Origin of the sequence: Bifidobacterium sp. UTCIF-39 (assembly GCF_006408715.1) — a bacterium.
GTDB lineage: Bacteria > Actinomycetota > Actinomycetes > Actinomycetales > Bifidobacteriaceae > Galliscardovia > Galliscardovia tissieri.
The window spans coordinates 1-14387 of sequence record NZ_JEOG01000006.1; the positions used below are offsets into that span (position 1 = coordinate 1).

The following is a 14387-nucleotide window of genomic DNA, read 5'->3' on the forward strand; positions in this document are numbered from 1 at the left end:
TCATCGTGTATCAATATTCAGTAGTTTTGCAATGAGAGCTTTTACAACCGACTCTTCTATAGCGCAAATATAGACAGTCTCATGTCAAAAACTGTCAATTTATCCTTACTCAGCGATCGACGACATTCGTAGACTGAAAATCGTCACACGTACCAACGGCATCAACGTCGATACCAAGAAAGAGGAATCCCGATGACGGAAACCACCACAGACAAGCCCACACGAGAGCTCATCCAGAGCAAGATCGATCTCATGATCGACAACCTCACCACCATCAACGACGCCGACGGCAAGTTCCTGCTCCACTTCGGCGATGTGGTCGTCGATGACAAAAGCTGGAAGGTCTGGAACTGGCCGCAGGGCGTGGGCCTGTACGGCATCTACAAGAACTACAAGCTCACCGGTAACCCCAAGGCACGCAAGGTGGTCACCGACTGGTTCGACAACGCCCTCGCCGAGGGATCCCCATCCAAGAACGTGAACACCATGGCTCCTCTGCTCGCCATGGGCTGCCTGTTCGAGGACACCGGTGACACCCGATTCCAGCCCTACCTTGATCAGTGGGCCAAGTGGGCCATGGAGGACATGCCCCGCACCACCGGACGTGGCATGGCGCACATCACCTACGAGGATCCCCACTACGAACAGCTGTGGGATGACACCCTCATGATGACGGTGATGCCGCTCACCAAGATCGGCCGCCTGCTCGACCACCCGGATTACGTGGAAGAGGCCAAGTACCAGTTCCTCATCCACGCCGAATACCTGATGGACAAGAAAACCGGACTGTGGTTCCACGGCTGGAACTTCAACCGCCGCGACAATTACGCCGGAGCCCTGTGGGCACGAGGCAACTGCTGGATCACCATCGGCATCCCCGAGTTCATCGAGATCGCAGGACTCAAGAAGGGCGATCTGATGCGCGAATGGCTCATCACCCTACTCAACCGTCAAGTCGAGGCATTGGCCAAACTACAGGACGAGTCCGGCATGTGGCACACGCTGCTCGACGACCCGAACTCCTACGTGGAATCCTCCGCCACCGCCGGCATCGCATACGGCATCCTCAAGGCCGTGCACCGCCGCTACATCGACCCGAAATACGCAGCCGTCGCCGAAAAGGCCATCAAGGCATTGCTCGGGCAGATCGACGAACACGGCGAAGTGCAGAACGTCTCCGTGGGCACCGGTCTTGAGGACGACCTCGACTACTACCGCACCATCGACAAAACCGCAATGCCATACGGGCAGTCCCTCACCGTGCTCGCCTTCACCGAGTACCTCGTGTCGTTCTGCTGACACGCCTCACGGACTACCCCATAGTTGCACAATACCGTTTTGTTGCGTAGTATCATGCAACAAAACTTGGCAACGAAATATTCAACACCTGCGTAGTATTGTGTATTTCGCAAGGGGAGTTTCAACGACGAACCAACGACCAGCCATCAACAACAAGCCAAAACAACACCAACCGCCACAACAGAAAGAAGGAAACATGGCAGAAGGATTCTCCATGGACAGCTTCTCCCTCAAGGGCAAGCTCGCCCTGGTGACCGGCGCCACATACGGCATCGGCTTCGCCATCGCCTCCGCCTACGGACAGGCAGGCGCCGAAATCGTATTCAACGATCGCGACGAATCCAAGATCGCACAGGCCGAAAAAGACTACGCCGCCCTCGGCATCACCGCCCACGGCTACAAGTGCGACGTCACCGACGAGGACGCCGTCAACGCCATGGTCAAGGACATCAACGACAAGTACGGCGTCATCGACATTCTGGTGAACAACGCGGGCATCATCAAGCGCATCCCGATGACCGAGATGAGTGCGGCCGACTTCCGTCAGGTCGTCGATATCGACCTCAACGGTCCGTTCATCGTGTCCAAGGCCGTCATCCCCGGCATGATCGCCAAGGGCCACGGCAAGATCATCAACATCTGCTCCATGATGAGCGAGCTCGGCCGCGAGACCGTATCCGCGTACGCCGCCGCCAAGGGCGGACTCAAGATGCTCACCCGCAACATCTGCTCCGAATACGGCGAGGCCAACATCCAGTGCAACGGCATCGGCCCCGGCTACATCGCCACCCCGCAGACCGCGCCCCTGCGCGAACGCCAGGCCGACGGCTCGCGCCACCCCTTCGACCAGTTCATCATCGCCAAGACCCCCGCCGCCCGCTGGGGCACGCCCGACGACCTCAAGGGCCCCGCCGTGTTCCTCGCCTCCGACGCATCCGACTTCGTCAACGGACACATTCTCTACGTTGACGGCGGCATTCTCGCCTACATCGGCAAGCAACCGTGATGACGTGATTGTTTGGATGATGGAGCGTCGTCTGCGTTGCGGAGGGATCGACGTACCTTTGTACGCCTTCACCCTCCGCGCCTTGACGACGCACGCATCATCCAAACAATCACCATGCGGGCACGGCGACAGCCGCCTCGTCTACCCCGTGCGGTCTCACCAAGCGACGGCCGAAACCGCACACGTCATCCGAACAGCCATTCCGGCCCGGACCCCGCACATCGAACGGGAAACGGACGGTAATCACGCCATTCCACTTATCAAGTCACATCAGCAAAGGAACATATCATGCGCATCGCGCTTATCAATGAGAACAGCCAGGCCGCGAAGAACGGCGTCATCTACGAGGCACTGAAGAAGGTCGCCGACGAGAAGGGCTTCGAGGTCGACAACTACGGCATGTACGCGGCCGACGACGACGCCCAGCTCACCTACGTGCAGAACGGCATCCTCGCCGCCGCCCTGCTCAACACCGGAGCCGCCGACTTCGTCGTCACCGGATGCGGCACCGGCGAGGGCGCCATGCTCGCCCTCAACAGCTTCCCCGGCGTCATCTGCGGCCACGTCGAGGACCCCCTCGACGCCTACACGTTCGCCCAGATCAACAACGGCAACGCCATGGCCATCCCCTTCGCCCTAAAGAACGGATGGGGACAGGAACTCCAGCTCAAGTACATCTTCGAGCAGATGTGGCTCGAGGAGCCCGGCAGCGGCTACCCCAAGGAACGCGTCGTACCCGAACAGGCCAACAAGAAGATCCTCGACACCGTACGCGAGGCCGCCTACCGACCCCTCGTCGACATCTACAAGGACCTCGACCCCGCCCTCGTCAAGGGCGCCTTCGCCGGCCAGCACTTCAAGGAACTCTTCGAAGCCAACGCCAAGGACGGCGACATCAAGGACTACATCCTCAGCCTCACCGACTGAGCCCCGCGCCGCCACGCCGCCATCTCACGCGCCGCGGCCCTGCCGCCCGCCATACCGTTACGTGGGCCGCGGTACATCGTACGTAGCGTTACGCGGGCCGTCGGCGGCCCACATAACGTTGCGTGGAAATCGTTGCAATATCAACGGTTTAGCGTGTGTGTTACGTGGGCCGCCGACGGCCCACGTAACACATGGCGCGGCCCACGTAACGCTAGGTGGGGCACGACGTCGGGTATGGGCATGGTACAGGTATGTAGACACGACACTTTCTTCTCAGCTTTTGCAGATCGGTTATAGGACCGTCGTGCCCTGAAGGGGCGCGGCGGTCTTTTTGTTATCTGATTTCCGGCAAACATTGGCAACAAATATTTTATTTTCTGCAACATAGGAATACATTGATGCCATCAATAGTGATATATCACTGTGCAACACTTTTTGCACGTTCAATGCGATGACGCTGGACGAAAGGAAAGGGATACGGTCATGCAGCTCAATGTCGTATGGAAATGCGCGCGTGCCGCCGTTGTCGAAATCACGGAAGACAGCGTGTACCACACCGAAAATCTCTGGGATATCTATATCAACGACGAATTCTACGGCAAAACCGACACCGTGGAGACATACATCGACGGTCTTGAGCCGCTGACCACCTACTCGATCCGCTACGAATGCAGCACAAACGAAACCAATGACAACACAGCGGACGATTTAGGCAACAACAATACTGAAACAAGAAACGAAGCCGTCACCACCGTAAGCGGCATCCTTGTCACCGACGACGAGACGTTCACCCTCAACGTTCGCGATTTCGGCGCGGCGGGAGACGGCGAGCGCGACGACACGATCAGCATCCAGGCCGCCATCATGAGCTGCCCCGCACACGGTCGCGTACTTATCCCAGCCGGCGACTACCGCATCAAGAACCTGTTCCTCACCAGCGGCATCTCGCTCGAGCTGGCCGAGGGAGCCACGCTTCGCGCCCGTCACGATCGTGAGAATCTCGCCTACCTGCCGGACACCGTCGAAGGCAAGCCCGGCGCTGGCTATGCCGGCACGAACATGCTGCCCATGGGCCGCTGGGAGGGCGAGGGCATGCCCATGTTCTGCGGCATCCTCTCCGGCATGGCGGTCCACGACGTCACCGTGTACGGCCGGGGTGTGATCGACGGCGGGGCCAACGCCGACGATGACAACTGGTGGCACGATCCCAAGACCATCCGCATCGCCGCCCGCCCCCGCATGATCTTCCTGAGCGACTGCGAGCGCATGGATTTCGCCGGTATCACCGTGCGCAACTCCCCCAGCTGGAACATTCATCCGGTGCTGTCGCGCGATCTTGGCTTCTGGTGTCTGAACGTCGAGGGCCCGAAGGTCTCCCCCAACACCGATGGTCTCGATCCGGAATCCTGCACGAATGTGACGATCAAGGGATGCCATTTCTCGGTGGGCGACGACTGCATCGCGGTCAAGAGCGGCAAGATCGGCATGCCGCGCGAACTGCGCCCCGCCTGCCGCAATCTGCTGATCGACCAGTGCTATATGCACGACGGTCATGGATCGGTGGTGTTAGGCAGCGAGGCGGCCGGCGGCATTCGCGGCCTGATCGCCCGCAACTGCCTGTTCGAACGCACCGACCGCGGGCTGCGTATCAAGACCCGTCGCGGTCGTGGCAAGGACAGCGTCTACGAGGCGATTACCTTCGATCACATTCGTATGGACGGGGTGCTCACGCCGTTCGTGGTCAACTCGTTCTACTACTGCGATGTTGACGGCAAGACGGAGTATGTGCAGGATCGCGGCCCGCGTCCGGTCGACGAACGTACGCCGAAGGTGGCGTCGTTGATCTTCAATGACATTGAGGCGACGAACTGTCATGCGGCGGCCACGTACATCACCGGTCTGCCGGAGAGCAAGGTCGGGCGCGCGGAATTCCACAACGTGCATGTGACGTATGCGCAGGATGCACAACCTGCGCGACCCGCCATGGCGTGCGGCGTGGAGCCGATGGTGCGTCAGGGCATCATCGCGCAGAACGTGGAGCGCCTGGTGCTTGACGACGTGACGATCGATGGTCAGGACGGCGACGAACTGCAGCTGACCAACGTGGATCACGTGGAACGGTAACGCTACGACGCATTCCATTCAGAAGTGACGTCGGTAGCGCAATCCCGCTACCGACCAATACCATCGACGTCTCTATCGGTTATTGATATCGACGTCGTCATCACCACCAATCTTGTCCGGACGTCTGACCGTTTGCGTCACCCGTCCGGGCGGGCGTCATCCGATTCGGCATAGAAGCCGGGATGACGCGCGCGGTCATAGACGACCGTGCATCCAGCACACAGCACAACTACAACCATCACAGAGGAACACCGTATGTTCAGCAAAATCGGCAAGAAGCGGAAGATCACACTGTGGACGCGCATCGGATTCGGTATGGGCGGCATGCTCAGTTCCGGCGCACTGACCTTCACCCACACCTATATGGTGCTTTTCATCTCCACCGAGGCTGGCCTGTCCGCCGGTGAGGCCGCCATCATCGCTTCGGCCGCGATCTATCTCGATGCCATACTGGCACCGCTTATGGGCTTCATCTCCGACAACTTCTACAACACGAGGGTCGGACGCCGATTCGGACGCCGTCGATTCTGGATTTTGCTTGCCATTCCGATGATGGTCGCCGAACCGTTGATCTTCTTGGTCACACCGTTCGGTTTTGGCTACTATCTGCTGTGCTACATCGTGTACAACATCGGTTACTCCTTCGCATCCACCTCGCTTGGACCGCTGACCATCGAGATGACCGACAACTTCGAGGAACGCAGTTACCTGACCGGAACCAAGCATCTGTTCGGCAATGTCACCGGATTCCTGATGGCGTTCCTGGTGGCGTTCGGCTTCGGCATTTTCGGCGAGAACAACCCGCATTCCTACTTCATCATCGCCTGCATCAACGCCTCGATCATGGTAATCGCCTTGCTGGGCGTCTACCTGAGCACGTGGGAGCGCACACCCGAAGAGGTGGCGCAGGAGAAGATCGCCAATGTGGGAGAAGCCATCAAGAAGCTGTTCATCGATATCTTCTCCACGTTCCGCAACCGTTCGTTCCGCCGCATTCTGTATGTGCAGATGAGCGCCAAGTTCGCCGCCAACGTGTGGAGCGCCTGCTACAGCTATTTCATTGTGTTTACGCTGGGCATTCCGAAGTCCTTTGCTTCGGCGTCCGAGACGCCGGGCAAGGTCGTGGCCATTGTGTGCATCGCCGTGTGGATCGCGTGGCTGGCCAAGAAGGGCTTCCACCAGCCGTGGTATGCCGCCGTGCTTGGCGCCGCCACCTGCATGGCCGTGTTCATCGGTCTGGGTGTTGGTCAGTTCACCGACATGATCCCCGTAGCCGCAGTGATGGTGGCATACCCGATCGTGTTTGCCGTGTGGAAGTTCTTCTACGCCGGCTTCCAGTACCTGCCCGACGTGCCGCTGAACTACGTGCCTGACATTGATGAGCTGATCACGCTGCGTCGCCGTGAGGGCATCTACTCTTCCGCCCAGCGTCTGGTGAACCAGCTGGTTCAGGGTCTGATCACCACGGTGTTCGGATTCCTGCTGCTGGCGTCCGGCTTCATCAGCACCAAGGATGGTCAGACCGTGGAGCAGCCGATCACCGTACCGATCACCGTCTCGCTCACCCTGCTTGTCGGATGCTGCTGCATGTTCGTGCTGTCCGCATTCTTCGCCCGTAATCTCAAGATCGACAAGGACACCTGCGACATCGTCACCGGCGAGGTGGAGCGTGTGAAGGCCGGCGGTCTGATGAAGGATGTGGACCCCAAGGTGAAGGCCGTGTGCGAGGAACTGTCCGGTCTGCCGTACGAGCAGTGCTTCGCGCACAACACCATCGGCTATCAGGAGGAGGAGATCAAGCCCGCCGCATGATGGCGGACGACCGAAATCCTTCGGATATGGTTCGGCGTGCCCGTTGCAGTCGCGGGTGCGCCGAACCTGCAATATTCGACTTCACCATGTTGCACATGACCGCAACTACGCGTGAGATCACGGTCATGGATGACGTCGACGACGATCAGCCATCAGCTCCCGACCGTTGTACGCCGATCCTTGATAGGTTGTTGACGGGGAACGGCCTCAGCACCCATCCTCACAAGGAACGATCAACCTCAACGGAGAACAATCATGAACCTTGCCGATCACTCCATCAAGAACTCCCCCGCCACGCATTCCACCATCGAGCACGCCGTCACCCTGCCCGTGCTGGGCAACGGTGCAACACTGACCACGTATTTCCTCAATGATCCGGCTGACGGTACCGCGACCGAATCGACCGGAACTCCCCGACCGCTGGTGGTGATCACCCCTGGCGGCGGATACAATCACCTCTCCACACGCGAGGGGAAACCGATCGCCCTGCGCATGAATCAGGAGGGATTCCACGCATGCGTGCTGCGGTACAGCGTCTCCCCCGCCGTATGGCCTCAGTCGCTGTTGGAGCTCGCCGCAACCGTGGCATGGTGCCGAACCCACGCCGAGGATCATGGCATCGATCCCGACCGGATCATTCTTTGCGGCTTTTCCGCCGGTGCGCATCTGGCCGGATGTCTGGGCACGATGTGGAACGAACCATGGATCATGCAACGACTGAACAAAGCACTCGGCAGCACGCACGATGCCGTTGACGGCAGCGATACCAACGACGCCGGCGACACCAACGGACTTGGCATCACTGGACTGCATGACATCACCACGGCCGACATCCGTCCCAATGCGCAGATCCTGTCATATCCGGTGATCACGTCCGGCGAATTCGCCCATCGGGGTTCCTTCACATATCTCACCGGCGGCGACACCAGCCTCGAACCGGAACTGTCATTGGAAAACCGCGTGAACGGCGACACCGCACCGACCTTCATCTGGCATACCGCCACCGACAGGACGGTACCCATGGAAAACAGCCTGCTGTTCGCCGGAGCACTGCATCGCCACGGCATTCCGCTGGAACTGCACATCTTCCCCAAGGGCGACCACGGCATCGCACTCGGCACGGAGGCGACCGCCATGCCCGACCACGATCACGTGGAACCGCAGGTACAGTACTGGCCGGAGCTCGCCGCCAACTGGATCCGGGCACTGTAAGCCTGCGATCCGCATCGCACCAGTACTGGCGGCACCGGCACTGACAAACTCGGCCCACTGCCGTCACCCCGTCCGCCATCACCGTCACATACTACCGTCATGTTCACCAGCAAAGGAGATCCGTTCATGGAAATCACGAATCATCACAACCGCACCGATCGTGACACCACGACGATCGTGGTGTCACAACACGGTGATGGTGACTGCGTGACCATCACCGAAGCCCTGCATCGAGCGGCCGCAACGCGCGAGCACAACGGAAACGGGATGGTTCCGCGACGGGTGGCGGAACGGCCCGCGGTCGAACCGATCACGATACGCATCCGGCCCGGCGTGTATCGAGAGCGTGTGGAGGTCACGCTTCCCCATATCGCATTGGTCGGCGATGATCCGCGCGCCACCACGATCGTGCTCGGAATTGGTGCCCGCATGCCCGCCAATACCGGCACGATTGGCAACGCCAACGATGGCACGACCGACAGCACGATTGGCAACGCCAACGACAGCACGCCGTTGGGAACGTTCCGCACCTACACGATGCTTGTCGACGCCGATCATGTGACGCTACGTAATCTCACCGTCGCCAACGATGCCGGCGACGGTCGTGACGTCGGGCAGGCGATCGCGTTGTACGCGGATGGTGACGAACTGCTGGTGGAATCCTGCCGCATTCTCGGCCACCAGGACACGCTGTTCACCGGGCCGTTGCCACCCAAGGAACTGCAGCGCGGCGGGTTCATCGGTCCCAAGCAGTTCGCTCCACGTCGGGTCGGGCGGCAATGGTACCGGCGGTGTCTGATCGCCGGCGATGTGGATTTCATCTTCGGCGGGGCCACGGCGATGTTCGAGGATTGCGAGATCCGGTCGTTGAACCGCGGCATGGATGTGAATGGGTATGTCACGGCGGCGTCGACTCCCGAGGGACGGGTGTACGGGTATGTGTTTCGTGGATGCCGGTTCACGGCTGACGGATGTGCTCCGGGATCGGTGTATCTGGGACGTCCGTGGCGCGATTTCGCGCGGGTGGCGCTGGTGGACTGTGAGCTGGGTGCGCATATTCATCCCGATGGCTGGTGGGATTGGGACAAGCCGCGCGCTCATGACACGTCACGGTTCTCCGGTCTGGGATTGCATGGGCCAGGATTCAGTCCCGACCGTTGGCCGGGCTGGACCTTGCCGAATGATCCGGCGGGCTTGGCATGGTATTCGCCCGAGCATGTGCTGGGGGAAGCGGGAAGGATCCGATGAGTGGGAAGGAGCGAATGAACGGCAACGAGCCCGGCCGTCCGGAAGCCGGCGGACAGCGCAGAGACCAGTATTCGCATGGCAACGGCCGCACGTTGCATATCGATCGGTATTACGACTCGCTGCCTGGACTACTGCGGCGATTTGCCCAAGTGGGCCGACAGGCGGCATTCCACGGAACTATGGCGCAGACCGCGACACGGGAGACTGCGGCACAGAACACAGCGACACAGACGATGGCGCAGGAGTGGATGGATTGGCGCGACGATCTGCGCACGCGGCTATGGTTGCTGCTCGGACTGGACCGTATGGAATCCTGTCCGCTCAGTCCGAAGCTAGTGGAACGCAGCAGGGTTCGTGCTGCCAACGATGCTGGCGAATACGTCGATATCACCCGCGAGAAGATCCTGATTCAAGTCGAGCCCGACGTATGGATGCCCTGCTATGTGCTGATCCCCGCCCGTCCACGCGCCGGTGATACCGGGAAGGCATTGTGCTGGATCTGCCCTCATGGCCATCAGGGCGGCGGCAAGTACAGCGTGGCCGGCGTGCGTGGAATTCCCGCGATCGACGATGCCATTCAACGATTCAACTACGACTATGGACTGCAGCTCGCCCTTCGTGGATATGTGACGCTGTGCCCGGACGCGCGTGGCTTCGGCGAGCGCCGTGACCGGAAACTCCAGCGCGATGATGAGCGTTCGTTCCTGCGCGGCACCTGCGCGCAGCTGGCGCATATGGCCGAACCCTTGGGGCTGACCGTTGCCGGCATGCTTACCTGGGATCTCATGCGTCTGGTGGATTATGTGTCCGAGCGCGGAGAGGGGGACATGGCGTCGCTCGGTTGCTTCGGATTCTCCGGCGGCGGCATGCAGACCCTGTGGCTGGCCGCGCTCGATGATCGCGTTCGACGCGCGTTCATCAGCGGGTACATGTACGGGGTGCGGGATTCGCTGTTGACGATGAATGACAACTGCAGCTGCAATTATGTACCTGGACTATGGAACCTGGTGGACATGGGTGATATCGGATCGCTGATTGCGCCACGGCCGCTGGTCGTGCAATCCTGCATCGAGGATCATCTCAATGGAGCTCGTGGCATCGTCAATGCCGATGAGCAGGTGGCCATCATCCGGAATGCCTATCATGTTCTTGGCGAGGATGCGCGGCTGATTCATCTTCATGCCGAAGGAGGCCACCATTTCGACCCGGCCGGCGTATGGGACGCCATCGCCGAATCGGATCCCGCATCGGCATCGCCGCACATCACGCGTCCGACCATATGAGGACGAGAAACCCGGCAGACAAGGATTCAACACAAGGATTGGAGAGTCGTATGACCATCGCAGCAGCAGGGATCTCCGCAACATCAGGCCATCTTCTGACACGGGATTGGGCTCACACCACTATCAACTGTCTGGGTGATTCCACCACGTGGGGTGACATCGGTACCGGCGACGGCGGCCCCGCCATCTCGTGGCCCGCTCACCTGCAGCGACTGCTCGGAGCCGGCACCGTACGCAATTACGGCGTCAAGGGGTCCCGCATCGGCGTCAAGGCGGATCGCGATGACAGCTTCATCGAACGATACGAAGCGATGGAACGCGACGCCGACATCGTGCTGGTGCTCGGCGGCGTCAACGATTTCAACCGCGAGGTGCCGCTCGGCGAGCAGGGAGACACCGACGTGCACACCTTCCATGGAGCCGTCGACACCCTGCTGCGCGGACTGGTCCGCATGTATCCGCATGGCGAGATCGTGGTCATGACGCCCTGCAAGACCGGCGGAGTGCCGGCCAAGGCACTGCCTGCATTCGATACCCCCAACGGGCTGGGACTGGTGGAGGCCGACTACGTTCAGGTGCTGCGCGCCATAAGCAACCGGTACGGCATTCCCGTAATCGACCTCTTCAACGATTCCGGCATCAGTCCGCTGCTGCCGGAACACAAGCCCCATTACATGCCCGACGGCCTGCACTACTCCCCCGCCGGCTATGAGCGTCTCGCCCGCCGCATCGTCTCCCAGCTGCTCACCCTCCTTGCATTCTGAGTCCTGAGCCGGCACATTCACAATGGCATTGCGGTCAGGCGGAAATTCACATACATGCCTCGTGTGGCCAGATATCTGCCGACCATGAACGCGAACAGGGATCGTGCACCGTCATCACACAGATTGTCTGCAGTGATGACCATCACCACCCATCCCTGACTTCGCAGCAATTCCCGCTTTTCCTGATCGCGTCGCCATTGTGTCTTATCCGTACGATGCTGGTCACCGTCATATTCCACCGCGACCTTGACGTCGGGCCATGCCATATCCAGGGTCATTTCGACCCCGGACTGGAATGTGGCACCGGGAACCACGAAATTCGTTTCAGGGTCCGGGATCCCGTAGGTCGTCAAATACAATCTGGCCAACGTCTCCATCGGAGACATCACTCCGGTTCGACATAAGGCCAGCGCCTTGATGCAGTTGCGTTTTCCAGAAAACCGCTCACCATTGTTCACGAACTCGATCATGGCGTCACGAATGGCATGAGCGTCCGTGTCGGGAGTTCCACGGTCTCGGGACAGTGTGGTAACCACCGCATCCGCCAACGCCACAAGGTCCACAAGCGCAATACGCGATGACATCTGTGCCCAGGTGTGGATCAGATCAAGCGCATACACATACTGATTGATACGTATGCACGAATCGGCGGTCAGCCGTTTCCACACGTGCGCCTGCAAACCCAAACCTCGCACACGCTTGTCCCATGAACTCGAGACCGTGTGCAATCGCTCCTCGCCTCCACTGGCAAACGCGACGCCCGACGGCACCGGCACCGCCTGTAGGACCAACGACGTCGTCATGCCAAACAATATCGTGGTTCCGGCGCTCTTCGCCGCATCCGTGCAACGTCGAATCATATCCTGTCTACGGTCGGCCAGGGATACGCTCATGGCAGCACTGCCACGATCATATCCGCCTCCATCATTCATTGTGGTCATCATGAAGCCACCGTATGCACGCCAATCGTCGGATGTCATCACCGGATGGGCAATGTGGTCGAATGTGAAATCGCGGTATGTGAAGTTGCAGTGGCAGAGAATACAGCAAAGACGCATTCCGACGTTCTCTGCCACGGCCTCTGGCAGAGAATACGACAATGAGGGTTTTTATTATTCTCTGCCAATCCAAAAGGATCATTTCAAGCAATTCAAGGCTGGTATTCCTCGCATTGGTATCGACATATGGATACCATCTCACTTTATGATCAATGCGGCGAGATCTCTCGTGGCAGGGAATAGCGGAAGAGCCCCGTGGATCATTCTCTGCCAGCAGTTGTGGCAGAGAATGCAGAAATACGTCACTGTCGCGCTCTGTGGCACCAATCCGTGGCAGAGAAGAGGAAAAGACTCCGTTTTTTCGTTCTCTGCCACGCCGACTGGCAGAGAACGAAAAATATCGAAAATCATCATTCCCTGCCACGCCACATCCCACTCCCATCCTCCGCTCCGTCCAGCACGATCACGACACCGCATCACATCGCCAATGATCACAAAGACTCCGCCACAATCCTCAAAGAGCGGCTCCGCATACCCACAGAGAAGAGTCATGCATGAATCGTCGTGCCTAATTGGCGTTCGATACGGCTCGGCGTATCCGCAGAGAAGCCCCGGTCTTCGAATCCGAAACGGTCTCACCCAATGCTTGAAGGCGACTCACGCCAGCAGATTCCCGCGCACGCGCAATCGCACAAAAGCAGAAAGGCCAGAATCCACTCCAACCCAGCAACCGCCCGTTCACGACTGACCTCACAACGCCCCATACCGCTCGACGGTGCGGGCGATGGCCTCGTTTTCGGTCTGTTCAAGGATCACGGGGACCCACGGGCGGGCCTTGGCGACAAGCTCCAGCACACCGCGCACGTCCATCGCGCCCTCATCCACGTTGCACCGGTGAATACCGGCCTCATCCACGGTGAAGTCATCGATATGCACCGCCACGATGCGCTCGCCGAACCGGTCAAGGGCCTGTCCGGTCAGCTCCACCTGGTCGAGACCGTCCACAGTGCGTCCGGTCGGCGTGGTGTAGGCGGTGGGATCGAACACAATGCCCAGATACGGGGAGTCAACATCAGTCAGCAGACGCTCGGTGGATGCCAGATCGTGGATCGGATGGTTGGCACCCGGCTCAATGCCCACGATCGTACCGAACCGCTCGCCGGCGTCCACCAGTCGCCGGATCGCCGACAAGGCCTTCTGGTACATGGCTTCGGTGAAGTTCTCCTCGGTGAACCGCCCAGGATCGGCGTCCACGGATCCGGTTTCACTGGCCACCACGGGGGCGCCGAAGAACCGAGCATTGGCGAGATACGTCTCGAATTTCCGCAGCAGCTTCTCCCGAGTCTCACCATCGGGGTGGGTCATGTTGATGTAGCATCCCAGCACGGCGATGTCCACGCCGGCGTCGCCCAACACGCGGCGGAAGCGCATTCCCATGCCCGGATTGATCTTGGCCGCATCGGCAAGATCGGGGAATTGACGCGGCAGCGCGAGCTGCACATTGTGCACGCCATAGCGCCGCAGCCCGGCCGCGAGCTTCTCCACGGTATCGGCATCGGTCACGTCATGGCCACGGGCACCGAAGTTGATCATTGGAACCTCCATATCCATTTGGCTACACGTTGAATTATCGAGTCACAGTGAGTCACAGCATCCGGCAGATGATTCGATCGTAGACTCTCACAGAAGCCTCAGCTATGTAATGCTGTACAGA

The 14387-nt window shown here is 59.7% G+C and carries 11 protein-coding genes; 9 read left to right on the forward strand and 2 right to left on the reverse strand.

Translation table 11 applies throughout. The annotated features are described in order from the left end of the window. Nucleotides 1-192: 192 nt before the first annotated feature. The 9 genes from EP30_RS03670 to EP30_RS03710 all read left to right on the forward strand — a co-directional run bounded on the left by EP30_RS03670 (nucleotide 193) and on the right by EP30_RS03710 (nucleotide 11675). A complete protein-coding gene (locus EP30_RS03670) occupies nucleotides 193-1299 on the forward strand; it encodes a glycoside hydrolase family 105 protein (protein WP_140556243.1) in 1107 nt (368 codons plus the stop codon). Between the two features lie 196 nt (nucleotides 1300-1495). Beyond that, nucleotides 1496-2305 (forward strand): gluconate 5-dehydrogenase, encoded by an 810-nt coding sequence (locus EP30_RS03675; RefSeq protein WP_181160771.1) that lies wholly within the window; start codon nucleotides 1496-1498, stop codon nucleotides 2303-2305. Nucleotides 2306-2593: 288 nt separating this feature from the next. Continuing rightward, complete coding sequence (locus EP30_RS03680; RefSeq protein ID WP_094662657.1) at nucleotides 2594-3232, forward strand: RpiB/LacA/LacB family sugar-phosphate isomerase; 639 nt, start codon at nucleotides 2594-2596, stop codon at nucleotides 3230-3232. 483 nt (nucleotides 3233-3715) lie between these two features. Beyond that, a complete protein-coding gene (locus EP30_RS03685) occupies nucleotides 3716-5356 on the forward strand; it encodes a glycoside hydrolase family 28 protein (protein ID WP_140556246.1) in 1641 nt (546 codons plus the stop codon). Nucleotides 5357-5611: 255 nt separating this feature from the next. Further along, nucleotides 5612-7168, forward strand: coding sequence for an MFS transporter (locus tag EP30_RS03690; protein ID WP_140556249.1), 1557 nt, complete (start codon nucleotides 5612-5614; stop codon nucleotides 7166-7168). 255 nt (nucleotides 7169-7423) lie between these two features. Further along, nucleotides 7424-8380 (forward strand): alpha/beta hydrolase, encoded by a 957-nt coding sequence (locus EP30_RS03695; RefSeq protein WP_140556252.1) that lies wholly within the window; start codon nucleotides 7424-7426, stop codon nucleotides 8378-8380. A gap of 126 nt (nucleotides 8381-8506) precedes the next feature. Next, a complete protein-coding gene (locus EP30_RS03700) occupies nucleotides 8507-9628 on the forward strand; it encodes a pectinesterase family protein (RefSeq protein WP_219846788.1) in 1122 nt (373 codons plus the stop codon). A gap of 14 nt (nucleotides 9629-9642) precedes the next feature. Next, complete coding sequence (locus tag EP30_RS03705) at nucleotides 9643-10911, forward strand: S9 family peptidase (protein ID WP_140556255.1); 1269 nt, start codon at nucleotides 9643-9645, stop codon at nucleotides 10909-10911. Between the two features lie 50 nt (nucleotides 10912-10961). Continuing rightward, complete coding sequence (locus EP30_RS03710; RefSeq protein WP_140556258.1) at nucleotides 10962-11675, forward strand: SGNH/GDSL hydrolase family protein; 714 nt, start codon at nucleotides 10962-10964, stop codon at nucleotides 11673-11675. A gap of 17 nt (nucleotides 11676-11692) precedes the next feature. On the opposite strand, the gene EP30_RS03715 is transcribed toward EP30_RS03710, so the two are convergent. Both EP30_RS03715 and EP30_RS03720 read right to left on the reverse strand, forming a co-directional pair. Beyond that, the gene (locus EP30_RS03715) at nucleotides 11693-12619 is read right to left on the reverse strand and encodes a DUF559 domain-containing protein (protein WP_181160772.1); all 927 of its coding nucleotides are present in this window, start codon (nucleotides 12617-12619) and stop codon (nucleotides 11693-11695) included. Between the two features lie 804 nt (nucleotides 12620-13423). Then, nucleotides 13424-14266: a sugar phosphate isomerase/epimerase gene (locus EP30_RS03720; protein ID WP_140556262.1), complete on the reverse strand. Its 843-nt coding sequence runs from the start codon at nucleotides 14264-14266 to the stop codon at nucleotides 13424-13426. Nucleotides 14267-14387: the final 121 nt, after the last annotated feature.

Bases quoted from the DNA above. Each gene is read 5' to 3' on its own strand.
- EP30_RS03670 (WP_140556243.1), top strand. From the start codon at position 193: ATGACGGAAACCACCACAGACAAGCCCACACGAGAGCTCATCCAGAGC.
- EP30_RS03675 (WP_181160771.1), top strand. From the start codon at position 1,496: ATGGCAGAAGGATTCTCCATGGACAGCTTCTCCCTCAAGGGCAAGCTC.
- EP30_RS03680 (WP_094662657.1), top strand. From the start codon at position 2,594: ATGCGCATCGCGCTTATCAATGAGAACAGCCAGGCCGCGAAGAACGGC.
- EP30_RS03685 (WP_140556246.1), top strand. From the start codon at position 3,716: ATGCAGCTCAATGTCGTATGGAAATGCGCGCGTGCCGCCGTTGTCGAA.
- EP30_RS03690 (WP_140556249.1), top strand. From the start codon at position 5,612: ATGTTCAGCAAAATCGGCAAGAAGCGGAAGATCACACTGTGGACGCGC.
- EP30_RS03695 (WP_140556252.1), top strand. From the start codon at position 7,424: ATGAACCTTGCCGATCACTCCATCAAGAACTCCCCCGCCACGCATTCC.
- EP30_RS03700 (WP_219846788.1), top strand. From the start codon at position 8,507: ATGGAAATCACGAATCATCACAACCGCACCGATCGTGACACCACGACG.
- EP30_RS03705 (WP_140556255.1), top strand. From the start codon at position 9,643: ATGAACGGCAACGAGCCCGGCCGTCCGGAAGCCGGCGGACAGCGCAGA.
- EP30_RS03710 (WP_140556258.1), top strand. From the start codon at position 10,962: ATGACCATCGCAGCAGCAGGGATCTCCGCAACATCAGGCCATCTTCTG.
- EP30_RS03715 (WP_181160772.1), bottom strand. From the start codon at position 12,619: ATGATGACCACAATGAATGATGGAGGCGGATATGATCGTGGCAGTGCT.
- EP30_RS03720 (WP_140556262.1), bottom strand. From the start codon at position 14,266: ATGATCAACTTCGGTGCCCGTGGCCATGACGTGACCGATGCCGATACC.